General features: G+C 68.0%; 21 protein-coding genes. 9 read left to right on the forward strand and 12 right to left on the reverse strand.

Annotated elements, in window-relative coordinates:
- Nucleotides 1-13 precede the first annotated feature (13 nt).
- Nucleotides 14-625: a DUF3027 domain-containing protein gene (locus AC1D1A_RS18060; protein WP_476948359.1), complete on the reverse strand. Its 612-nt coding sequence runs from the start codon at nt 623-625 to the stop codon at nt 14-16.
- An 8-nt stretch (nt 626-633) separates the two neighbouring features.
- Entirely contained in the window at nt 634-1,017 is a 384-nt protein-coding gene (locus AC1D1A_RS18065; protein WP_120955117.1) for a cold-shock protein, read from the reverse strand.
- Nucleotides 1,018-1,194: 177 nt separating this feature from the next.
- Between AC1D1A_RS18065 and AC1D1A_RS18070 the strand changes: the two genes are divergently transcribed.
- From AC1D1A_RS18070 to AC1D1A_RS18095, 6 genes are all read left to right on the forward strand, one after another.
- Nucleotides 1,195-1,428, forward strand: a complete 234-nt coding sequence (locus AC1D1A_RS18070) for a hypothetical protein (protein ID WP_079555362.1) — start codon at nt 1,195-1,197, stop codon at nt 1,426-1,428.
- A 10-nt stretch (nt 1,429-1,438) separates the two neighbouring features.
- The gene (locus AC1D1A_RS18075; RefSeq protein WP_476948360.1) at nt 1,439-3,931 is read left to right on the forward strand and encodes a helicase-associated domain-containing protein; all 2,493 of its coding nucleotides are present in this window, start codon (nt 1,439-1,441) and stop codon (nt 3,929-3,931) included.
- Nucleotides 3,928-5,574, forward strand: a complete 1,647-nt coding sequence (locus AC1D1A_RS18080; protein WP_476948361.1) for a DNA repair helicase XPB — start codon at nt 3,928-3,930, stop codon at nt 5,572-5,574. Before AC1D1A_RS18075 ends, AC1D1A_RS18080 begins: the two co-directional genes overlap by 4 nt.
- Nucleotides 5,575-5,652: 78 nt before the next feature.
- On the forward strand, nt 5,653-6,363 hold the full coding sequence (locus tag AC1D1A_RS18085; RefSeq protein ID WP_018775770.1) for a response regulator transcription factor: 711 nt from the start codon (nt 5,653-5,655) through the stop codon (nt 6,361-6,363).
- A 2-nt stretch (nt 6,364-6,365) separates the two neighbouring features.
- Nucleotides 6,366-7,832: a sensor histidine kinase gene (locus tag AC1D1A_RS18090; protein ID WP_476851307.1), complete on the forward strand. Its 1,467-nt coding sequence runs from the start codon at nt 6,366-6,368 to the stop codon at nt 7,830-7,832.
- A 190-nt stretch (nt 7,833-8,022) separates the two neighbouring features.
- Nucleotides 8,023-8,310 carry a WXG100 family type VII secretion target gene (locus tag AC1D1A_RS18095; protein ID WP_026538909.1) on the forward strand — a complete coding sequence of 96 codons (288 nt, stop codon included), beginning with the start codon at nt 8,023-8,025 and terminating at the stop codon, nt 8,308-8,310.
- Nucleotides 8,311-8,323: 13 nt separating this feature from the next.
- On the opposite strand, the gene AC1D1A_RS18100 is transcribed toward AC1D1A_RS18095, so the two are convergent.
- The 6 genes from AC1D1A_RS18100 to AC1D1A_RS18125 all read right to left on the reverse strand — a co-directional run bounded on the left by AC1D1A_RS18100 (nt 8,324) and on the right by AC1D1A_RS18125 (nt 14,148).
- Nucleotides 8,324-9,394: an RNase H family protein gene (locus AC1D1A_RS18100; protein WP_476948362.1), complete on the reverse strand. Its 1,071-nt coding sequence runs from the start codon at nt 9,392-9,394 to the stop codon at nt 8,324-8,326.
- Between the two features lie 135 nt (nt 9,395-9,529).
- Nucleotides 9,530-11,167, reverse strand: a complete 1,638-nt coding sequence (gene groL / locus AC1D1A_RS18105) for a chaperonin GroEL (protein WP_079555368.1) — start codon at nt 11,165-11,167, stop codon at nt 9,530-9,532.
- A gap of 295 nt (nt 11,168-11,462) precedes the next feature.
- Entirely contained in the window at nt 11,463-12,731 is a 1,269-nt protein-coding gene (locus AC1D1A_RS18110; protein WP_476948370.1) for an ABC transporter substrate-binding protein, read from the reverse strand.
- A gap of 59 nt (nt 12,732-12,790) precedes the next feature.
- Nucleotides 12,791-12,994, reverse strand: a complete 204-nt coding sequence (locus AC1D1A_RS18115) for a cold-shock protein (protein ID WP_230008017.1) — start codon at nt 12,992-12,994, stop codon at nt 12,791-12,793.
- A 158-nt stretch (nt 12,995-13,152) separates the two neighbouring features.
- Nucleotides 13,153-13,791 carry a LytR C-terminal domain-containing protein gene (locus AC1D1A_RS18120; protein WP_476860139.1) on the reverse strand — a complete coding sequence of 213 codons (639 nt, stop codon included), beginning with the start codon at nt 13,789-13,791 and terminating at the stop codon, nt 13,153-13,155.
- Nucleotides 13,792-13,884: 93 nt separating this feature from the next.
- Nucleotides 13,885-14,148 carry a DUF3263 domain-containing protein gene (locus tag AC1D1A_RS18125; protein WP_223915291.1) on the reverse strand — a complete coding sequence of 88 codons (264 nt, stop codon included), beginning with the start codon at nt 14,146-14,148 and terminating at the stop codon, nt 13,885-13,887.
- Between the two features lie 203 nt (nt 14,149-14,351).
- On the opposite strand from AC1D1A_RS18125, the gene AC1D1A_RS18130 reads away from it, so the two are divergent.
- Together AC1D1A_RS18130 and AC1D1A_RS18135 are read left to right on the forward strand one after the other, a co-directional pair.
- Nucleotides 14,352-15,158 (forward strand): uracil-DNA glycosylase, encoded by an 807-nt coding sequence (locus tag AC1D1A_RS18130; RefSeq protein ID WP_476872038.1) that lies wholly within the window; start codon nt 14,352-14,354, stop codon nt 15,156-15,158.
- Between the two features lie 51 nt (nt 15,159-15,209).
- Complete coding sequence (locus AC1D1A_RS18135) at nt 15,210-16,049, forward strand: siderophore-interacting protein (protein WP_476948363.1); 840 nt, start codon at nt 15,210-15,212, stop codon at nt 16,047-16,049.
- 169 nt (nt 16,050-16,218) lie between these two features.
- Here AC1D1A_RS18135 and AC1D1A_RS18140 read toward each other — a convergent pair whose 3' ends face one another.
- Entirely contained in the window at nt 16,219-17,715 is a 1,497-nt protein-coding gene (locus AC1D1A_RS18140) for a threonine/serine exporter family protein (RefSeq protein WP_476948364.1), read from the reverse strand.
- A 30-nt stretch (nt 17,716-17,745) separates the two neighbouring features.
- Nucleotides 17,746-18,819: a lipid II:glycine glycyltransferase FemX gene (locus tag AC1D1A_RS18145; RefSeq protein ID WP_476948365.1), complete on the reverse strand. Its 1,074-nt coding sequence runs from the start codon at nt 18,817-18,819 to the stop codon at nt 17,746-17,748.
- 114 nt (nt 18,820-18,933) lie between these two features.
- Between AC1D1A_RS18145 and AC1D1A_RS18150 the strand changes: the two genes are divergently transcribed.
- Nucleotides 18,934-19,503 (forward strand): TspO/MBR family protein, encoded by a 570-nt coding sequence (locus AC1D1A_RS18150; RefSeq protein WP_476872034.1) that lies wholly within the window; start codon nt 18,934-18,936, stop codon nt 19,501-19,503.
- Between the two features lie 93 nt (nt 19,504-19,596).
- On the opposite strand, the gene AC1D1A_RS18155 is transcribed toward AC1D1A_RS18150, so the two are convergent.
- A complete protein-coding gene (locus tag AC1D1A_RS18155) occupies nt 19,597-21,009 on the reverse strand; it encodes an L-serine ammonia-lyase (protein WP_476948366.1) in 1,413 nt (470 codons plus the stop codon).
- A gap of 174 nt (nt 21,010-21,183) precedes the next feature.
- Nucleotides 21,184-21,686, reverse strand: a 503-nt coding sequence (locus AC1D1A_RS18160; protein WP_476948367.1) for a PLP-dependent aminotransferase family protein, incomplete at its 5' end; no start/stop codon positions are given.

Here is a 21,686-nt window from a genome sequence, read left to right on the forward strand (position 1 = left end):
ACGCTTCCAACCGCTAGTCGGCCTCGCCCGTGGAGCGTTCCCGCTCGTCGTCGTCGGTGTCAGTGGCGTCGTCGGCGTCAGTGTCGGCGTCAGCGGCGTCGGCGTCGGCGTCGGCGTCGGCGTCATCCTGCTGGTCGGCGTCGGACGCCTGTGACGGCGCTTCGGAACCGGACGGCGCCTCGGCAGCCTCGTCAGCCTGCGCGTCTTCCGGGCGGACCCGTTCGGCCCACGGAACCCAGGCCGGTGCCAGGATGGAGTCCTCGGAGGGCAGGAGCCCAAGTTCGTCCACCGTGACCACCTTGGAGCGCGAGTTGCGTGTCAGCACGGCGTACCACTGCCAGCCCAGGTATCCGGGGAGCCTGGATTCGAACAGGTGGGTCACCAGGCGGTCGCCCTCGCTCCGGGCACCGATGTGCTCGCCGATCTGCTCGGCGGGGGCAATGCCCTCCACCGCGGTGCGGGCGACGTCGACGGCGGCGGCCAGGAAGGCGTCAGGCTTGCCGGTGCGCCAGACGGGCACGCCGGCGCGCGGGCGGATTCCCTGCTTGGAGCCGGTTGCTTTGGCCCCGGCGGGCGCTGCGGTTCCGGCATCCGGCGCCGGCAACTGATCAGGTTCCTGAGTCATCAAAAGCCTTATACGTCCAGCTCGTCGGCAACCTTACGGAGGGCCGCTGCGATCGCCTTGCCCTTGTTGCCTTCCGGGTACTTGCCCGCGGACAGGGTCCCGGACAGGTTATCCAGCACGCTGACGAGGTCCTGGACCAGCGGGGCAAGGTCCTTGGCGCTGGGCCGCTTTGCCTTGGCGATGGACGGCGTCTTGTCCAGCACGCGCAGGCCCAGGGCCTGGGCACCCTTGCGTCCGTCGGCTACACCAAATTCAACACGCGTGCCGGCCTTGAGCTCCGTGATGCCTTCGGGCAGCGCGGACTTGGGCAGGAAGACTTCCTGGCCGTCCTCGCCCGCGAGGAATCCGAAGCCTTTTTCCTTGTCATACCACTTGACCTTGCCGGTAGGCACGTAATCAACCTTCTTCGTTCTGCGGGGACACGGCCGGCGGTCACCGCATCCGCATGGATACGCGGGTTCAGGGTATGACTGCCCGGACCGTGTTGGTCTGTATCTCCAAGGTTATCCTGCCTGGTTCACTTTAACGGCTTGAGGCGCGGGCGATGCCGGACTGTTAGCGTTGCCCCCATGACACTGACGCGTTACCGGCGGCCTTTGATGATCGTAGCGGCCACCCTTGCTGTGCTGTCCCTCGTTGCCGTCGGCGCTGTCATGGCGATGGCCTTCAACAATGCCGTGGCGCCCGCCTGGATTACCTCGACGGCCCTCTACGGCCTCCCGGTGGCATTCCTGCTCATGCTGGCCCTCGTTGTAGACGCGGTGGCAGCCCGGCGCCGCCCGCGCGGGCCCGGCGAAAGGTAACGTTGGAGCGATGTCCCTCATCCGCGCGCTCAGCAAGGAACTTCAGGCACGAAGCGACGAATCGTTGCGGGCCTTGTTCTCCGCGCGGCCGGACCTGATTTCTCCCGGCGTCCCGGACTTCGCCGCCCTCGCCGCCCGCGCCAGCGGACGCGTCAGCGTCCAGCGGGCACTCGAACGGCTCAACCGCCCGCAGATGCAGGTCCTGGAAACCCTGCACCTGTGCACCAACGCCGATACCGGGCACAGCGCGTCGGCGGCGATGCTGAAGAAACTGATCAACGGCTCCTCGGTTGCCGCCGTCGACCGGCTCCTCCATTCCCTGCAGGAACTGGCCCTCGTCCACCGCGCAGATCCGCCGCACGGCGCGACCCCCGCCGCCGCCAAGCAGCGCCACTACCTTCCGGTCGGCAGCCTCAAGGACGTGATTGGCATCTACCCTGCGGGGCTGGGGCGCAGCTACACCGAACTAGTGCGGCTCCAGCCTGCTTTCGCGCAGCGCGTGGTGCAGCTGGTGGGGGAACTTCACCGCGCCGGGGCGTCCATCTCTCCCGCCACGACGCCGATGGAAGCCGCCCTGTCCCTGCAGCACTGGACGGCAACACCGGAATCGCTCCAGCAAATCCTGGCCACCGCACCGGACCGGACCGCCGCCCTTCTGGCCCGGTTCGGGAACTGGGCCATGGGCGCCGTCCCGCAGGCGCAGCGCCGGGCGTCCGTGCTCCACGAAGGCGCCGACGTCGGCCCCGTGGACTGGCTGCTGGCGCGCGGGCTGCTGGTACCGCTGGACGCCGCGCACGTCGAACTGCCGCACAGCGTCGGAGTGTCGCTGCGCGGCGGGTTTGTCATCGAGAACTTTTCGCTCACGCCGCCTGTCCCCCGGCTGGGCAACACGAGCGCGGGGCTGCGCCGAAACGCCGCGTTGGGCGCCATCGCCGAGACGCTGCGGCTCGTCGGCGAAGTGCTCTACACCGTGCGCGAACAGCCGCTGGCGACGCTGCGAAGCGGGGGCGTCGGGGTCCGGGAGATGAAGCGGCTGGCGGATTCCCTGCGGATGGACGTGCACGAGGCCGGCGTCCTCGCGGAGCTCTGCGGAATGGCCGGTCTGCTGCGGCTGGACGTCGACAGTTCTGCGTGGGTGCAGCCGCCGCAGCTGGAGTGGCTGTCGCTGCCGCGGCAGGAGCAGTGGCTGTGGCTGGTCAACGCCTGGCTGGCCAGCGAGCGCGCACCGTCCCTCGTGGGCCAGCCGGTGAATGCTGCCGCCCCGGGCCCGGCCGGGCACCGGGGCCCGGCCGGGACCACCATCAATGCGCTCTCCGCCGAGGCGCAGCGGCCGGACGCCCCGGTGGTCCGGAAAAGGGTCCTGGAAATCCTGCACGAACTCACCCTTGAGGCCGTGGCGCCCAACGGGCAGGCCCCCGTCCTCGATGCCGCCGCCGTGCTGGAGCGTGCCGAGTGGACGCAGCCCCGGATGGCCAGGCGCTTCAGCTCGCTGATCCGCGGCATCCTCGCGGAGGCCGAGATGCTTGGCCTGATCGGCTCCGGGGCGCTGAGCCAGCTGGGCGCCGCGATCGCCGCCGAGCAGCCGGACGACGCCCTGGGGATCCTGGGCGAACACCTGCCGGCGGCCCTGCAGCACGTGTTGCTGCAGGCGGACCTGACGGCGGTGGCGCCGGGCTACCTCGACCCCGAACTGAGCGAACGGCTCCTGACCATGGCCACGGCCGAAGGGCAGGGACCGGCCACCATTTACCGGTTCTCCGTCTCCTCCGTGCGCCGGGCCCTCGACACCGGCCAGGACGCCGCGGCGATGCTGGACTTCCTGCGCCAGCATTCGGCCACCGCCATCCCGCAGCCCCTCCAGTACCTCATCGAAGACACCGCCGCGCGCCATTCCCGGCTCCGGGTGGGGGCCGCGGCCAGTTTTATCCAAAGCGAGGACGAGGCTGCCCTGCTGGAACTGCTCAACGCCCCGGCCGTGGCTGGCCTCGGGCTGGTGCGCATCGCGCCCACCGTGGTCGTCTCCCACGCCGCGCCCCGGGAAACCGCCCAGGCCCTCCGGGGTTTGGGGCTCGCCCCGGTCCTGGAGGAAGCTGCCTCCGCCATCGTCCGGCTGCGCCGCAGCACCCCTGCGCCCGGCAGCGGCCGGCCGGTGTACACCGCCCCGCGGACCGCTCCGCCGGAGGCCGACATCGAGGCCCAGCTGGCCGTGCTGCGCGCCAACGGGTCCCGGGCGCCGGGCTCCGGCGCCCACCCGCCGGCGGCCCCGGGCAGCGAGGAAGCGACCCAGTTGGGCCTCGAGACCCTGCTGAAGGCGATCCGCCTCAGGCAGCGGGTCATCATGAACGTCGTGGACAGCATGGGGAATGCCACCCGCGAGACGGTTGTTCCGGTAGCTGTGAATGGCGGGCGGGTGCGGGTGTTCGATCCGGTCAAGGAAATCGAGCGGGTCCTGTCCATCCACCGCATTATCGACGTAGAAGCTACAGAGGAATTGTTCCAGTGAATGACGGGCCCCTGATCGTCCAGAGTGACAAGACCATCCTGCTGGAGGTCGACCACGAACTCGCAACGGAGGCCCGGCACGCCATCGCGGCGTTCGCCGAGCTGGAACGAGCCCCGGAGCATGTGCACAGCTACCGGCTGACGCCGCTGGGGCTCTGGAACGCCCGGGCGGCCGGGCTGGACGCCGAAAAAGTGCTGGACACCCTGCTCACGTACTCCCGTTTCCCCGTGCCCCATTCCCTGCTGATCGACGTCGAAGAGACCATGTCCCGGTACGGCCGGCTCCGGCTGGAGAAGGACCCGCAGCACGGCCTGGTTATGCGCACCTCCGACTACCCGGTGCTCGAGGAAATCAGCCGCGCAAAGAAGATCGCCCCGCTGCTCGGGCCACGGATCGACGGCGAGACGGTGGTGGTGCATTCCTCCCAGCGCGGCCAGCTCAAGCAGCTGCTGCTCAAGCTTGGCTGGCCGGCCGAGGACCTGGCCGGCTACGTGGACGGCACCCCGCACCCCATCATGCTCAACGAATCGGGCTGGAAGCTGCGGCCCTACCAGCAACTGGCCGCGGAGAACTTCTGGGCCGGCGGCAGCGGCGTCGTCGTCCTTCCCTGCGGCGCCGGCAAGACGCTGGTCGGCGCGGCCGCCATGGCCACCAGCTCCACCACCACACTGATCCTGGTGACCAACACCGTCGCCGCGCGGCAGTGGAAGGACGAGCTCCTCAAACGCACGTCGCTGACTGAGGAGGAGATCGGCGAGTACTCCGGCTCCGTTAAGGAGGTCCGGCCGGTCACGATCGCCACCTATCAGGTCCTGACCACGAAGCGCGGCGGGCTGTACCCGCACCTGGAGCTCGTGGACGGCAACGACTGGGGCCTGATCATCTACGACGAGGTCCACCTGCTGCCCGCGCCGATCTTCCGGATGACGGCGGACCTGCAGGCCCGCCGGCGGCTCGGGCTGACCGCCACGTTGGTGCGGGAGGACGGCCGGGAGGGCGAGGTCTTCAGCCTGATCGGGCCGAAACGCTACGACGCGCCGTGGAAGGACATCGAGGCCCAGGGCTACATCGCCCCGGCCGATTGCGTGGAAGTCCGGGTGGACCTGCCCCGCGACGAACGGGTGGCCTATGCCATGGCCGAGGACGCCGACAAATACCGGCTGTGTGCCACCTCCGAGACGAAGACCCGGGTGGTCGAAGAACTCGTCGCCGAACACGCCGGGGAACAGCTCCTGGTGATCGGGCAGTACATCGACCAGCTCGACGAGATCGGCGAGCGCCTGGGCGCGCCGGTGATCAAGGGCAACACGTCGGTGAAGGAGCGCCAGCGGCTGTTCGACGCGTTCCGCGCCGGCGAGGTGCAGACCCTGGTGGTGTCCAAAGTCGCCAATTTCTCCATTGACCTGCCCGAGGCGTCGGTCGCGATCCAGGTCTCCGGTTCATTCGGGTCCCGCCAGGAGGAGGCCCAGCGCCTGGGCCGGCTGCTGCGCCCGAAGAAGGACGGCCGCTCCGCCCGGTTCTACTCGCTCGTGGCCAGGGACACCCTGGACCAGGATTTCGCCGCGAAGCGGCAGCGGTTCCTCGCCGAGCAGGGGTACGCCTACCGGATCATGGACGCCAAGGACGTCGGCACCGCGGGCTAGGCGGGTGCCGGGGATGCGGCCATGCAACACACAACCTCCATTCAGAAAACTCCCAGAGTCTGGGAGCATCATGGGAACATGAAGAAGAACGGTCCCGAAGCCAAGCTCCTCGTCGTCGATGACGAACCGAACATCCGCGAGCTGCTCTCCACGTCCCTGCGCTTCGCTGGTTTTGAAGTCGTCTCGGCCGGCAGCGGACGCGAGGCGCTGGCTGCTGCTGAGTTGCACTCCCCCGATCTGGCGGTGCTGGACGTCATGCTGCCGGACATGGACGGCTTCACCGTTACCCGCCGACTGCGCGCCGCCGGCAAGCACTTCCCGGTCCTGTTCCTCACGGCCAAGGACGACACCGAGGACAAAGTCACCGGTTTGACCGTGGGCGGGGACGATTACGTCACCAAACCGTTCAGCCTCGACGAGGTGGTGGCCCGCATCCGCGCCGTACTCCGGCGCACGCAACCCCAGGTCGACGACGACGCCGTGATCCGGGTCGATGACCTCCAGCTCGACGACGACGCCCACGAGGTCCGCCGCGGCGGGACCGTGATCGAGCTCTCACCCACGGAATTCAAGCTCCTGCGCTACCTCATGCTCAATCCGAACCGGGTCCTGTCCAAGGCCCAGATCCTCGACCATGTATGGGAGTACGACTTCAACGGCGACGCCTCGATCGTGGAGTCGTACATCTCCTACCTGCGCCGCAAAGTGGATATCGATCCCGATGCCCCGGCACTGATCCAGACCAAGCGCGGCGTCGGCTACGTCCTGCGGACTGCCGAGAAGCGCTGACCTTGCTGTACCGCTGGAAATCGGCGTCGCTGCGCTCTCAGCTCGTGGCCATCATGATGGCCCTCATGCTGGTGGCCCTCACGGCTACCGGGGCGGGCACGCTGACGCTGCTGCACAGCTTCCTGCAGGGCCAGGTGGATGACAAGCTCCGGGCCGCCGTCGAATCCGCGCGGCAGCAGCAGTCCTTCAGCCAGTTGCAGGAGACCAACTCCACCGTTCCCACCGACTACTCGCTGATGCTCTTCAGCCCCGGTCTTCCGCCCTACACGTTCGGCGGCGACAAGGAATCCCACCCCGCGCTCAGCACCTTTTCCTCGGTCGAGGCCCGGGAACGCCAGCAGATGCCCTTCCAGGTCCGCGGATCCGAGGGCGGCAGCTGGCGGGTCGTGGCCGTCAGCGTGGTGGACAACAACAACCGTGGCGCCGTCGTCGTGATCGGGCTGCCACTGGACCCCGTGGATTCGGTGATGGAACACGCTGCCCTGGTGGTGGTGGGTGTGGGCCTGCTGACGCTCGTGCTGGCGTTCTTCATTGCCACCTGGACTGTTTCGCGGTCCTTCCGGCCGCTGGCCCGGGTGGAGAAGACGGCCGCCGCGATCGCCGCGGGAGACTTGTCCCAGCGTGTGGAGGTGGAGAACCCGGGCACGGAGGTGGGCCGGCTTGGGAGCTCGCTCAATGCCATGCTCGCGCACATTGAGACGGCCTTCGCCGCCAGGATGGCGTCCGAGGCGCGGATGCGGCGCTTCGCCGCCGACGCCTCGCACGAACTGAGAACCCCGCTGGTGACCATCCGCGGGTTCTCCGAGCTGTACCGGCACGGGGCGTTGTCCACCCCGGAAGACGTGGCCACGGCGATGGGGCGGATCGAAAGCGAAGCCAAACGCATGGGAGCCATGGTCGAAGACCTGCTGCTGCTGGCCAGGATCGACGAACAGCGGCCGTTGCAGCAGAAGCCCGCGGACCTGCTGCTGCTGGCCAACGACGCCGTGGTGGACACCCAGGCGAGCGACCGCAGCCGCACCATCACCCTCACCGGGATTGACGGCGCGGCCCCGGCCGCCGCCCCGGTGCTGGGCGACGAAGCCAAATTGCGCCAAGTGGTCAGCAACCTGGTCGGCAATGCCCTGCGCTACACGCCGGAGGGCACCCCGGTCGAAATTGGCGTCGGGGTCCGGACCGCACCGGACGGAACACGGCAGTCCGTGATCGAGGTCCGGGACCACGGACCGGGGGTTCCGGATGAGGAGGCGGCCCGTATTTTCGAGCGCTTCTACCGGGCCGACACCTCCCGGACCAGGGAGACCGGCGGCAGCGGACTTGGCCTGGCGATCGTGGCCGCCATCGTCGGCTCGCATTCCGGGTCCGTGCGGGTCGGGAAGACCGACGGCGGCGGTGCCACGCTGGTGGTCAGCATCCCGCTCCTGGACGAAGAGGCCACGGAACGGTCCACAGCGGACTTATCCACATAGGGGCCGACGGCGGTGTCCGGCCGGCGCGCCGCCCGCCTACGCTCGAGGTGTCCGGAAGATCCGGATGAGGCAGCCGCTCCCCGCCAGCTCTCACCGAAAATGTCACCGCAATACCTCACCGCAGACCCGCTGACGTTCACCGTGCTTCGCCGGGCCGCGGCCGCCTCCCGAGCATTCGAGAGGCATTTCCATGAGCATCATCTCCGTCGATACCGAACTCCTCCAGCTAAAGTCCGCCAACGTGCAGGCCACGGTGGAGAGGATCAGCGCGGACGTCCACGCCATGAAACGGGGGCTGGACGAGCTCCAGGGCAGCTGGCGGGGCTCCGCGGCGACTAATTTCCAAACCCTCGTGGCCGAGTGGACGCTGACCCAGGGCAGGGTCGAGGCGTCCCTGGCGTCCATCAACCTCGCGCTGAACTCCGCTGCCGCCACCTATGCGCAGGCGGAACTGGGCAATGCGCAGCGCTTCACGTGAGCCGCACGCGCCCTCAGGCCTCGGGTGTGCCCTGGTGGAAGCGCAGGCGCCATTGGGAGCCTTCAAGGACCCACAGGGAGCTGCGCAGGGCTGATCCCTCACGGGTGTGGCTGCGGTAGGTCAGCAGGATGGTCTTCTCACCCAGCCGGTCCGCGCCCAACAGTTCCAGCTCCACGGCTCCGCCCGGGTTGTCCTCGAGTGACATCATCATGGCGTCGCGGGTCCAGATCCGGCCGGAGCTGCCGATTTCGGTGAAGCCCGGGTGGAGCAGCACGCCCGTGCGGCCCAGGTCTGCCCGGGTTTCGGGGCGGAGCAGTTCGCGTTCGAGGGACTCGACGACGGCTTCGGCGCTGGCCTCCGCCCGGTCTACGGCAGGTTCTTCTTCGAGTTCGCTGAAGAGGTCCGGTTCGTCGTAGGTCCCCGGCGCGCCAAAGAGTTCCTGCTGGCCGGCTGGCGCCGGGGCTGCCTGCGGCCGGGTCGCGGCCGCAGGGGCGGCGGCGGGTGGGGCGGCGGACTGGGCGGCGGGCTGCATCTTGTCCTGCTGTGTCATGCCCTGCTGTGTTTTGCCCGCTGGCGGTTCGCCCGCTGGCGGTTCGCCCGCTGGCGGTTCGCCCTCCGGGGTGCCGAACCCGGGACCCTGCCGGACGGCCACGCCCTGCTGGTACGCCGTGGCCGCTGCCCGGGCGCGGACGTCCGCCGCCTCGTTGAGCTCGTGCCCCGCGTGGCCCCGCACCCATTCGAAGGTGTACTTGCGGCCCACGAGCGCCTGGTCGATGTCCTTGAGGAGGTCCACGTTCAGCACCGGCTTGCCGTCGGCTTTGCGCCAGCCCTTGCGTTTCCAGCCGGGCATCCACTTGGTCACGGCGTTGATGACGTACTGGCTGTCGCAGAGGATCAGCAGGTCTTCCCCGGGCATGTGCGCCGTTGCCCGGAACAGGTCCAGCACCGCCATCAGTTCGCCCTGGTTGTTCGTGCCGTGGGGCCACCCCCCGGCCCGCCAGCAGTCGTCATTCACGTACCAGGCCCAGCCGGCCGGGCCAGGATTTCCTAAGGCCGAACCGTCGGCCGCTGCTGTAATCGTCACTGACCTATCCTGCCAGAACCCGCCGACGCCCACCGACGCTCCCTTGGACAGGGGCCGCGATTAACCGGCGACGGCGGCCCCACCCGAGGGTGGGACCGCCGTCGTCGAACAGCCGGTGATGGCTGGCGCGGGTGGTTAGAAACCGCCCATGCCGCCCATGCCGCCCATGTCGTCGCCGCCGCCCATCGGGGCGCCACCCTTCTCGGGCTTGTCGGCTACAACGGCCTCGGTGGTGAGGAACAGGCCGGCGATGGAAGCCGCGTTCTGCAGGGCAGAGCGGGTTACCTTGACCGGGTCGTTGATGCCGGCGGCCAGCAGGTCGACGTACTCGCCGGTGGCGGCGTTGAGGCCGTGGCCTGCGGGCAGGCCGCGGACCTTATCCACGACGACGCCGGGCTCGAGGCCGGCGTTGAAGGCGATCTGCTTCAGCGGGGCGTCGATGGCAACGCGGACGATGTTCGCGCCCGTTGCTTCGTCACCGGAGAGCTGCAGGTTCGCGAATGCCTTGGCGCCGGCCTGGATCAGGGCAACGCCACCGCCGGCGACGATGCCCTCTTCGACAGCAGCCTTGGCGTTGCGGACGGCGTCCTCAATGCGGTGCTTGCGTTCCTTGAGCTCGACCTCGGTTGCGGCGCCGGCCTTGATGACTGCAACGCCGCCGGCCAGCTTGGCCAGGCGCTCCTGCAGCTTCTCGCGGTCGTAGTCGGAATCGGAGTTCTCGATCTCGGCGCGGATCTGGGACACGCGGCCGGCGATCTGGTCGGCGTCGCCTGCACCCTCGACGATGGTGGTCTCGTCCTTGGTGACAACAACCTTGCGGGCCTTGCCAAGGAGTTCGAGTCCGGCGGTCTCAAGCTTGAGGCCGACTTCCTCGGAGATGACCTGGCCACCGGTGAGGATGGCGATGTCGGCCAGCTGCGCCTTGCGGCGGTCGCCGAAGCCTGGAGCCTTGACGGCGACGGACTTGAAGGTGCCGCGGATCTTGTTGACGATCAGGGTGGCCAGGGCCTCGCCCTCGATGTCTTCGGCAATGATCAGCAGCGGCTTGTTGGACTGCATGACCTTTTCCAGGACAGCAACCAGTTCCTTGACGTTGGAGATCTTGGAGTTGACGATCAGGATGTACGGATCCTCAAGGACCGTTTCCTGGCGCTCAGCGTCGGTGACGAAGTAAGCGGAGATGTAGCCCTTGTCGAAGCGCATGCCTTCGGTCAGCTCCAGCTCGAGGCCGAACGTGTTCGACTCCTCGACGGTGATGACGCCTTCCTTGCCGACCTTGTCGAGGGCTTCGGCGATCAGGGCGCCGATCTCGTTGTCGCCGGCGGAGATGGACGCGGTGGCGGCGATCTCTTCCTTGGTCTCGATTTCCTTGGCGGAGGCCAGGAGCTCGACGGTGACCGCGTCAACAGCCTTCTCGATGCCGCGCTTGAGGGACAGCGGGTCAGCGCCGGCCGCGACGTTGCGCAGGCCTTCCTTGACCAGGGCCTGTGCCAGCACGGTTGCCGTGGTGGTGCCGTCGCCTGCGACGTCATCCGTCTTCTTGGCAACTTCCTTGACCAGCTCGGCGCCGATCTTTTCGTAGGGATCGTCCAGCTCGATCTCCTTGGCGATGGAAACACCATCGTTGGTGATCGTGGGGGCGCCCCACTTCTTTTCGAGGACGACGTTGCGTCCCCGCGGGCCGAGGGTGACCTTGACGGCGTCGGCGAGGATGTTCAGGCCCCGCTCAAGACCGCGGCGTGCCTCTTCATCAAATGCAATGATCTTGGCCATAACGGCAGTAGTCCTTTCGGGACAGTCGTTAAGAATGAACCTTCGCTGTGGTGCCCGCGACGGACGATCCCAACCCCGCGGCCTCTGTATGCCGCCGGGTCCGGGATCTCACCCCAGCAAGGTGTTTCTTTAGCTCCTGGACCGGCTGCCCCACTTCGCGGCCGGGCGGACCGGGCGTCGTGTTAGCAGTCAGTGCGCTGGAGTGCTAAATCAATAATTAGCACTCCCCCGGGGAGAGTGCAAGCAGTGGCCGGCCGGAACCGGCCGCCACGCGGGCACAATACGCTACGAGCGATCAGCCGCCGCTGCTGCTCGCGGCTTCTGTGCCGTCCACCGTGGGCAGGTTGTCCTCGCCGTAGGTCGAAACCATGTAGTTCGCTTCGGTGATGTCGCCGTGGGCATCAAAGTTGATCCGTCCGGACTGGCCGTCGTAGTCCGGCCGCTGGCCTGCCCGGAGGACCCCGACGCAGTCCTTGTAGCTCGTGCATGACTCGCTGGCCGGCTGGCTGCCGCCGGCCCCGGTTCCGCCTGCTGCCGGGGTTCCGCCGGAGACCGCGACGAGGGACGCCGCGATGGAAGTGCCGGCGTCGTCCTCTGCGGCGGCGGCGGCGACGGCGGCCAGGACGACGGCGTCGTACGTCTCGGCGGCGAACACCATGTCCTTCAGCCCGGGATCAACGGCCACGAGGTCCGCCTGGAAGGCGGCGGAGGGAAACACGCCGGGCAGGATCCCGCGTGCACCCTCGAGCGCCCGGGCGCCCAGACCAGAGCCGTACTTGCTGACTGCTCCGTCACTGAGGACCAGCTTCTTGCCGGCGAGGCCGGCGTTGTTCAGCTCGGCGATGGCGCCCTGTGCGCCGTCGCGCGAGACCAGGATGACGGCGTCGGGGTTGGCGGCCTTAGCGGCGGCGACAGCCTGCTGCGCCTGGCCGGGGGTGAACTCCGCGTCCGCCACGACCTCCAGTCCGGACTGTTTCGCCGCACCAACGACGGCGGCGGCGACGTCTTTGCCGTAGTCGCCTTCCTCATGCAGCACCGCCAGGGTCCTGGCGCCGCCGTCTTTGACCAGTTTGGCGAGGACGGATGCCTGGGCGACGTCGGCGGCCGAGGTGCGGAAATAGTAGCCGCCGCTCTTGTAGTTGCTGAGCGCGGCGGCGGTGTTGGCCGGGGAGATCACGGCTACCTTGGCGTTGGCGAGCACGTCGATGGCGGCCGGGGCACGGCTGGAATCGGTCGGGCCGATCACGACGTCGGCCTTGGCAGCAACCAGCGCTTTCGCCTGGGCGGCGGTGTCCGTGCTGATGGTTTCCGGCAGCAGCTCCACCGGTTTGCCTTTGTGCCCGCCGGCAGCGTTGATCTCCTTGACGGCAAGTTTGGCCGCCGCGAGCTCGGAGGCGTTGAGGAAGTTCTGATTGCCCGTGTTGTCCAGGATCAGGCCGATGCGCAGGGTGCCGTCACCGCTGGCGTCGGCGCTGGCCACGCGGGCACTGCCCGCGGGGCCCAGGCAGCCCGTCAGGGCCAGGGCCGCTACTGTGCCCGCCGCCAGGGCGCGGCCCAGCGGCAAATGTCCTCCGCGGCGCCCGGCCGCGTTCCTTGGGGCGTTCGTGACGGCAGCCAGTACCACTAGGCGGGCCGGACGCTTTCGGCCTGCGGGCCCTTTTCGCCCTCGCCGACTTCCAGTTCCACCCGCTGGCCCTCGTCCAGGGCGCGGTAGCCTTCCCCGACGATCGCGGACCAGTGCACGAAGACGTCGTTCTCGGAACCGTCCACGGCGATGAAGCCGTAGCCCTTTTCGGCGTTGAACCATTTGACGGTTCCCAGTGCCATGGTGTCCACACTTTCAGCTAGCTTGCGTGCGGCCCACCTCGATGTGCGCCGCGGACTGCGAAAAGAAATCCGCAGATACTGTACCCACAGCGTCCCCCAGGAACGCCGGCGGCGGGCAGGGCCCCCGCCTAATAGTTATTGAGGCGTAACCGGATTGGCTACTGGTAGCCGGGGCCGAGCACGACGACAAGGGGCATGTTGAACTCGGCAGAGTCCACGAGGGTGTCGACGCCGAGGAGGGCTCCGAGTGCCTCCGCATTGCCCTTCTGCTCGATGCCGCTGTAGAAGATCACCGACGTCTGTTGCGGGACACCGCCCCAGTTGCCGGTCTCGCCCAGGACCCAGCCGTCGGAGGTGACGGTGCCGCCGACGCGGGTGGCGAGGCCGGCGGTGGTGGTCGCGTTGTAGATCGTCACCGGCTGCGTCTTGTCGACGGCGGCGGCTGTGGCGCTCGGCGTAGCTGACGGCGAAGCCGCCGGCGCGGCGGCGGCGTCCGTGCCGGCCGGCTCCGGGCTCGTCGGCGTGGGACTGGGGCTCATGGTGCTCGTGGCGGACGGGCTGCTGCTGGCAGATGCGGACGCGCTGCCACCGGCCGTCACGGCCGCGGCCTGGCCTGCGGAGAAGCCGAGCTTCGGCAGGATCAGGAAGGCCACCAGGCCGATGGCCAGGGCTACGCAGCCAGCCGCCAGGATCGGCGCCAGGCTCCGCCGCCGCGATGCCGCGACGGCCCGGTGGACTCCCTGCCGGGTAGAGGTCTCCGGGACCCGATCAAATTCATCCCGAGCGTATTTGGTCATGGTAAAACGACGTCCTTGCTGATTTCATACGGGGTGCCCGAGGCCGGAACGGACGCAACAGGACGTGCGCATCCGGCTGCTCGTGACGCGACTTTACGAATCTGTTCCCAGACGACGGGCAGTGCGGGCACGTTGGCGTGATGTACGTAGTCTACGCAATCTCTTGACCAGCATGGGATCGTGGGCCAGCGCATCCTCGGTATCGATGAGGGCATTGAGGATCTGGTAGTAGTGCGTGGCGGACAGATCGAACAGCTCGCGGATGGCCTGTTCCTTGGCCCCGGCGTACTTCCACCATTGCCGCTCCAAGGCCAGCATCTGCTGGTCGCGGGCGCTCAGCGCAGACTCCGCGGACACCCCGTCCGGGCCCGCGCCGGCGGTTGGGAATCCGGCAGAATCCCCCGCGAGCACGTGCTCTTGCGCTGTTTCGGCCACGACACACTCCTGGTTGATTCCGAAAAACCTGGCTGGTATCCGTTAAAAAGTCAGTCCCAATGCTACGGCCGAATGACAGGGTTGTCATTCGGGCGGGCGCAGAAACGGGCCTTAGCTGGGGAAGAATGGGTGCTGTGTTTGATGCCGAGTTTGACCCCGCCAGTGAACCCGACGCGCTGTTCGAGCTGGAGCCCGCAGCCGCGGACACCCTTAGCTTCGCGGACCTGGCACGCAGGCCGCTGGACGCGCTGGTTGCTCCGGACTGGGCGGGACCGCTGGCGCCGGTGGAGGCGCAGTTGCGCGAAGCCCTCGCCTTTGTCGCGGGCGAAGTGGCCGCCGGGCATGGCGTTCTGCCATCGCCGGCAAACCTGCTGCGGGCTTTCCGGCAGCCCCTGGCCGGCGTCCGCGTGCTGGTGGTGGGCCAGGACCCGTATCCGACGCCGGGGCACGCCGTGGGGTTGTCCTTCGCCGTGGACGGCGCCACCCGGCCGATCCCCCGCAGCCTGGCAAACATCTACAAGGAACTTCAGGCCGATCTCGGCTTCCCCCCGCGCGTCCACGGGGACCTCAGCCACTGGGCGGACCAAGGCGTACTGCTGCTCAACAGGGTGCTCAGCGTCCGTGCCGGCGCGGCGGGCTCGCACCGGAACAAGGGCTGGGAGGCTGTGACGGCGGCGGCCATCCGGGCAGTCGCCGGCCGCTCGTCCGTATCCGGCGCGGGCCATGCCCCCCTGGTGGCGATCCTGTGGGGGAAGGATGCCGAGTCCGTGCGGCCGCTGCTGGGGTCCGCAGCCGTGATCGCCAGCGCCCACCCCAGCCCGCTCTCGGCCTCGCGCGGCTTCTTCGGGTCCCGGCCGTTCAGCCGGGCCAACGCCCTGCTGCTGCAACAAGGCAACGGGACGGTCGACTGGGAGCTTCCGCCGTTGCCGTAACAGGCCCCCGCGCAAAGCTCCCGCCGGGGGTTCTTGGTTAGGCTTAGCTGCATGACATCCGTCCCCGCAGCCACCACCGCCACCCGGAATTCGCGCCCCCAGACCGATCTGACGGTCCTGCGCAGGGAGCAGCTCTCCCCGCACATGGTCCGGATCATCGCCGGGGGCCCTGGCTTCGCCGGGTTCGTCAACAACGACTATGTGGACCGGTACGTCAAGATCGTCTTTCCGCAACCCGGCGTCGAATACCCGGATCCGCTGGATTTGTGGGCCGTCCGGGAAACCATGCCGCGCAGTCAGTGGCCGCATACCCGGACCTACACGGTCCGCTGGGTGGACCCGGCGGCGCAGGAACTGGCCATTGACTTTGTGATCCACGGCGACGAGGGGCTCGCCGGCCCTTGGGCGGCCTCGGCCCAGCCCGGCGATCGCCTGACTTTCACCGGCCCCGGCGGCGGGTACAACCCGGACCCGGCCGCGGACTGGTACCTGTTTGCCGGCGATGAATCAGCGTTGCCGGCCATCGGCGCGGCGATCGAATCCCTGCCGGAAGATGCCCGCGGCCTCGCCCTGCTCGAAGTGGACAGCGACGCCGACGTCCAGGCCATCGCCGGGCCGGCCGGCGTCGAACTGCGCTGGCTGCTGCGCGGCGGCGCACCCGCCGGTGAGAGCGAACTGCTGGTCACCGCGGTGCGCGACGCCGAGTGGCCCGAGGGCCGGGTGCAGGTCTTTGCCCACGGCGAGCGGGGCTACATGAAGGGCCTCCGGGACGTGTTCTACGTGCAGCGCGGGCTGGAGCGGGCCCAGGTGTCCCTCTCGGGCTACTGGGCCAAGGGCCGGGTGGAGGACGACTTCCAGGCGGAGAAGAAGCTGCCGATAGGCAAGATCTAGCGGCTCGCCTCCCCTGGCTGTCCGGCGGGTGGCGCTGCGGAGTTTCCCCACCTTTGCCACCATCGACGCCGGGACACGCCGGCGCGGCGGGCTGACACGCCGTCGCGTCCCGGCAAAAGTAGGGAAACCCGGCGCCTTAGGGGAGCCGGACGGGCAATCCTCGCAAGATCTAGCGGCGGCGGGCCCTGCGCCGTTCGTTGCTCGCCAGGCTCCGCGTCAGGGGCCGCGCCAAGGTGTCGCCGAGCACGATGCCGGCAGCGACACCGAGCACGATGGCCCCGGCGTTGAGCATGCCGCCGGCGCCCATGAGAATCTCCGATTCCTCGATGGTCAATACATACATCGACCGGAATATAGTGAGTCCGGGGAGCAGAATCAGCGCGGCGGGAACGGCCACCACCAGCTGTGGGGCGCCCATCCGGAGGGCCACGACGCGGGCCAGCAGGCCGATCACCACGGCAGCGAGGGCCGGGGCGAAGCGGGATCCGATGCCCAGGGCGTCGCCGCCGATGAGGACCAGGTAGCCCACCACCCCCACGGCAGCCGTCGGCAGCAGTAGCTTCCAGCTGGTCTGTTCCGTGATGCCGATCATCAGCACCGCAATGGCGATCAGGATGACGATCACCCACAAGTCATACTTGGGCGGGAATGTTTTGGTGACGTCAATGGGATCCATGCCGGTCATGTCCCCCACAACGAACCCGACGGCGATTCCGGCGACCAGCGCCCCGAAAGTCAGCATGGTGGACAGGAACCGGCCGGCCGCCGTGACGGGGAAGCCGTTGATCGCATCCTGCACCGAGGACACCAGGCGTCCCGTCGGCAGGAGCAGCAGGATCCCGCCGACCACCACGATCTCGGGGGCAATCTGCACTCCCAGCGGGCTGCCGAAGCGCCACAGCAGCAGGGCGATGATGGTCACCAGGAACGAACACGAGGCAGTGATAAAGAAGTCCGGCGTACGCCAGCGGCCCAGCTGGCGGGCCAGCAGGCTGACCAGAAGGTTGGAGAGGAACGCGACGACCGAGGCGCCCAGTCCGCCGCCCAGGACACCGACGAAAACGGCAGAGAACACGCCGAATGCCACGGTGACCATCCAGCGCGGGAATGGCTTGGAACTGTGGGTGATGTCCTCAAGCCGCCGCACAGCCTCCTCACGTCCCACGCCGCCGGAGACGATGTCCGTGACGAGCTGGTGCACCTTGGCCAAGCCCGCGTAGTTGTTGGTCCAGGACCGCACGACACGAAGCAACGTGATGGGCGTCTGGTCCTTGGGGGCATAGTTGATGGCCACCGACTGGTTGGTGATGTCCACTTCGATGTTCTTCAGTCCCAGGGCGGCCGTGATGGCGATGATGCTGGTCTCAACTTCCAGGGCTCCGGCGCCGTAACGGAACATCGATTCCGCCAGATGCAAGGCAAAGTCGATCGTCTTGCGGGCCGAGGCGTCGACGCCGCCGACCTGGATCATCGGGTTCGCATAGGGGCTACCGGCGAGCCGGTCAACGATGCTCATGGGCGCCGTCGGCGGGTTCTCGCCCTGTACCAACCTGCGCAACATGCGCTTCGCGGCGGCGTTCTGGCGCACCTCCACCGGCGACATCGGCTGCGTTCGGGGCAGGCCGTCCGTGGGCGGCCTGCGGTGGCCGCTGTATCCGTTATTCATTCCGGCCTCCTCACTGTCCTCGTCGGCTGTTTAGTAAAACTGCTGGCCCGTGCGCCGGGTGTAGACCTGGCGGGCCACGCGCTCCCCCGCCATCATCCAGGCCTTGTATTTCAGCGGGCTCAGGACCTGGTCATAGCAGCCGACAAAGTCGGTCACGGTTTTGCTGAAGCTGGTCTTGAACAGGCCCAGGCCATGGAACGGGTTTGAGGTGTCCTTGAGCTTGTCGCTCGGCGGCGTGCCGCAGAAGTCGTATTCGGTGCAGCCAAGGTCCTTGACCTGGTTGATTGCGGTCCACTGCACCAGGTGCGAGTCACCGTACTGGCCACGCTTCTGCAGGGAGCCGCCGTCCTTGTACGTTCCCTTGCGGCCGTAGTTGATCACGAATGCGCCCACCGAGGGCACCCCGTTTTCGTACACGAAGAGCAGCCTGCCCTGATCCCGCTTCAGAAAGTTGGTCCAGAACTGGCGGTAGTACTCGTACTCGCGCACCCGGACCTGGGACTTGGCTTCCACCGTGGTGGTCATCAGGGCATACATGGCCCGGAAGTTCTCTTCCGTGGGCTCGACGTTGTGGACTTCCACGCCCTCGCGGATGGCGCGGCGCACGGCGTTGCGGCCCCGGGAGTGCAGGTTGCGCAGCAGCTGGTTTTCCTCGGGCGCAATATCGAGCAGCGCCGTGGAGTCGTTCGGCTGCAGGTTGTGGGTCTTGACCAGGCCGGCGCCCTCAAGGATCCGCGCGGCGTCGTCGGACAAGACAACATCCGGTTCGATCTTGATCGCGAAGACGCCCAGCTTGGCCCTTTTGACGAATTCCGTGTTCGCCGCGACGATCCCGGGGATGTCCTCGACGGACGCCACGTCGGGTCCCTTGATCAGGTACCAGAGCTTGCCGAGGACCGGAAAGGACTTCTCCAGGACCAGGTTGTAGCTCGTGTAATCGGCCGACTCGTACACCAGGTGCAAGGGCTTCCAGCCAAAGTGCTGTTTGACCTCGGCGAAGGCTTCCGATTGCAGGAGATTGCCGCCGTTGGGGTTCGCGGTGACGTGGGCATCCCAGTTGGCAATCTCTTCGGCAGAGGCAAAACGGGCAGTGAATTCTCGCAAGGGTGCGGTATCCAATCATTGCGGTACGAGCTTCGGCGGCATGCGGACATGCAGCCCCAAGTCTATCGGTCCGCACCCTGCCGCCGGTCCGGGTCAGGCGGTTACGCTGGTCTCATGCAGGCTCAGCAACAACCGCTGGAAGGCCGTCCGGGGGCGCCCGGCGGCCACTCTAAGGGCGTCGGAAGCGGCGCGGGCGGCGGCTTCTCCCAGGTGGTCGCGCTGCTGCTGTTCCTCTGCGCGTCGGCGCTCGTTGCGGCCTTGGGCGGCCTGGCCACGGCCAACCACGTCAACGGCTGGTACGCGACCGCGGACAAGGCCCCGTGGTCCCCGCCGAACTGGGTTTTCGGGCCTGTCTGGACGGTCCTGTACGCCGCTATGGCCGTAGCGGCGTGGCTGGTCTGGCGCAGCCGCGCCCCGGGGTCCAAAGCGGCCCTGACAGCCTACGGCGTGCAGTTGGGGCTGAACCTGCTCTGGACGCCGGTCTTCTTCGCCTTGTACCCGGCGCTCGGGACGCCGGCGCTGTGGATCGCGTTCGGGATCATCGTGGCTTTGGCCGTGGCCGTGGCCGTGACGGTGGTGCTCTTCGGACCGATCAGCCGGGCGGCAGGACTGCTGATGCTGCCCTACCTGTCGTGGATCGTGTACGCATCCTCGCTGAACCTGTGGGCGGCACTGCACAACTAGCGCCTGCACAGCTGCAGGCCGCATGGCTGTAGACCGCATGGCCGGAGCAGCCGGCCAGCGCCACGTCAGGCCCGGCCGGCGGCGGTCAGATTCCTAGCACTCCACGACGTTGACGGCGAGGCCGCCCATTGCGGTTTCCTTGTATTTGGAGCTCATGTCCTTGCCGGTTTCGCGCATGGTCACGATGACTTCGTCCAGGGAGACCCGGTGCGTGCCGTCGCCCCAGAGGGCCATTTTGGCGGCGTTGATGGCTTTGGCGGCGGCGATCGCGTTGCGTTCGATGCACGGGACCTGCACGAGCCCGCCGATCGGATCGCAGGTCAGGCCCAGGTTGTGTTCCATCGCGATTTCCGCGGCGTTCTCCACCTGCTGGGGCGTGCCGCCCATGACTTCGGCCAGGCCGGCGGCCGCCATCGACGACGCCGAGCCCACCTCGCCCTGGCAGCCGACTTCCGCCCCGGAAATCGAGGCCTGCTCCTTGTAGAGCACGCCGATGGCGCCGGCGGTCAGCAGGAACCTGACGATCGTGTCGTCGCGGTCGGCCTGGGTGGCCTGGTCCATGCCGGGGGCGAAGTGCAGCGCGTAGTAGAGCACGGCCGGGATGATGCCGGCGGCGCCGTTGGTGGGGGCGGTGACGACGCGGCCGCCGGAGGCGTTTTCCTCGTTTACGGCCAGCGCGATCAGGTTGACCCATTCCTGCCAGTACTTCGGGTCCCGGTAGTCGGGGTCCTGTCCGCGGGTTTCCTTCATGAGCCGTTCGTGCCAGTCCGGGGCCCGGCGGCGGACCTTGAGCCCGCCCGGCAGCAGCCCGGTGCGTTTGAGGCTGACCTCGACGCAGCCTTCCATCACCGAGTAGATGTGCAGCAGCCCGTCGCGGATTTCCGCTTCGGTGCGGGAGGCGCGCTCGTTGACGAACATGATCTGCCCGATCGAGAGGCCCTTGGACTGGCAGCGGCCCAGCAGTTCCGCGGCCGTGCGGAACGGCAACGGCAGTTCCTTCTTGGATTCGTCGAGTTCCTTCAGGGCCGCGTCTTCCTCGCCCTCGCGGACGATGAAGCCGCCGCCGACGGAGAAGAACGTGGCTTTGTGGACGGTTTCGCCGTCGGCGTCGGAAACCGTGAACGTCATGCCGTTGGTGTGCCGGGGCAGGATGGTCAGCGGCCGCAGGATCATGTCCTTCACCCCGTACGGCAGGGCGACCGAGCCGGCCAGCTGCAGGGTGCCGGTCTCAGCGATCGTGGCCAGCCGTTCCTCCACTTCCTCGGGCAGGATCAGTTCGGGGTGGAAGCCTTCCAGGCCGAGCAGGATCGCGGTCATGGTGCCGTGCCCGTGGCCGGTGGCGGCCAGGGAACCGTACAGGTCCACGCGCAGCGACGCTACCTTCTCCAGGTTCCCGGAGGCCTTGAGTTCCTCGGCGAAGAGGGCGGCGGCCCGCATGGGCCCCACGGTGTGTGAGCTGGATGGCCCTATTCCGATGGAAAAGAGGTCGAAGACTCCAACAGCCATTGTCGGTTCCTAACTAGGTCTTGCTGTGGCCCGGCAGAGGGTCCTGCCGGAAGGCGCTGCGGGCGCTGGTTGGCGGCCGCATGCCGGATGCACGACGCCGGGCGGCGGCTTGTGGCGGCAACCCGGCGTCGTGATCTGTACTGCTGTTAGTTCTGTACTGCTGCTACTTCAGTCTTACGTCGCCTGGGCGAGGTTATCAACCGAGGGGTAGAGCGGGTGGGCGGCGGCGAGGGCCTGGACCCGGGTGCGGAGACTGGAGAGGTCGGCGCCGGCGTCGGCGGTCAAAGCCTCGGCGATGATGTCGGCAACCTCGGTAAAGGCCGCCTCGCCAAAACCGCGGGTCGCCAGCGCCGGGGTGCCGATCCGCAGCCCGGAAGTGACCATCGGCGGACGCGGATCGAACGGCACGGCGTTGCGGTTGACGGTGATGTCGATCGCCGCGAGCCGGTCCTCGGCTTCCTGCCCGTTCAGCACGCAGTTGCGCAGGTCCACCAGGACCAGGTGCACGTCGGTGCCGCCGGAGATCACGTTGATGCCCTTGGCGGTCACGTCGTCCTGGACCAGGCGCTCGGCGAGGATCCGGGCGCCGGCCAGCACACGCTCCTGGCGTTCCCTGAACTCCTCGGACGCGGCGATCTTGAAGGCCACGGCTTTGCCGGCGATGACGTGCTCCAGCG

The sequence above is a fragment of the Arthrobacter sp. P1_B9 genome, from assembly GCF_056406495.1.

Coding starts and splice junctions, on each gene's coding strand:
- AC1D1A_RS18115 (WP_230008017.1), bottom strand. CDS start 12,994: ATGGCACTGGGAACCGTCAAATGGTTCAACGCCGAAAAGGGCTACGGC.
- AC1D1A_RS18085 (WP_018775770.1), top strand. CDS start 5,653: ATGAAGAAGAACGGTCCCGAAGCCAAGCTCCTCGTCGTCGATGACGAA.
- AC1D1A_RS18150 (WP_476872034.1), top strand. CDS start 18,934: ATGCAGGCTCAGCAACAACCGCTGGAAGGCCGTCCGGGGGCGCCCGGC.
- AC1D1A_RS18060 (WP_476948359.1), bottom strand. CDS start 625: ATGACTCAGGAACCTGATCAGTTGCCGGCGCCGGATGCCGGAACCGCA.
- groL (WP_079555368.1), bottom strand. CDS start 11,167: ATGGCCAAGATCATTGCATTTGATGAAGAGGCACGCCGCGGTCTTGAG.
- AC1D1A_RS18070 (WP_079555362.1), top strand. CDS start 1,195: ATGACACTGACGCGTTACCGGCGGCCTTTGATGATCGTAGCGGCCACC.
- AC1D1A_RS18135 (WP_476948363.1), top strand. CDS start 15,210: ATGACATCCGTCCCCGCAGCCACCACCGCCACCCGGAATTCGCGCCCC.
- AC1D1A_RS18075 (WP_476948360.1), top strand. CDS start 1,439: ATGTCCCTCATCCGCGCGCTCAGCAAGGAACTTCAGGCACGAAGCGAC.
- AC1D1A_RS18095 (WP_026538909.1), top strand. CDS start 8,023: ATGAGCATCATCTCCGTCGATACCGAACTCCTCCAGCTAAAGTCCGCC.
- AC1D1A_RS18140 (WP_476948364.1), bottom strand. CDS start 17,715: ATGAATAACGGATACAGCGGCCACCGCAGGCCGCCCACGGACGGCCTG.
- AC1D1A_RS18130 (WP_476872038.1), top strand. CDS start 14,352: ATGGGTGCTGTGTTTGATGCCGAGTTTGACCCCGCCAGTGAACCCGAC.
- AC1D1A_RS18155 (WP_476948366.1), bottom strand. CDS start 21,009: ATGGCTGTTGGAGTCTTCGACCTCTTTTCCATCGGAATAGGGCCATCC.
- AC1D1A_RS18120 (WP_476860139.1), bottom strand. CDS start 13,791: ATGACCAAATACGCTCGGGATGAATTTGATCGGGTCCCGGAGACCTCT.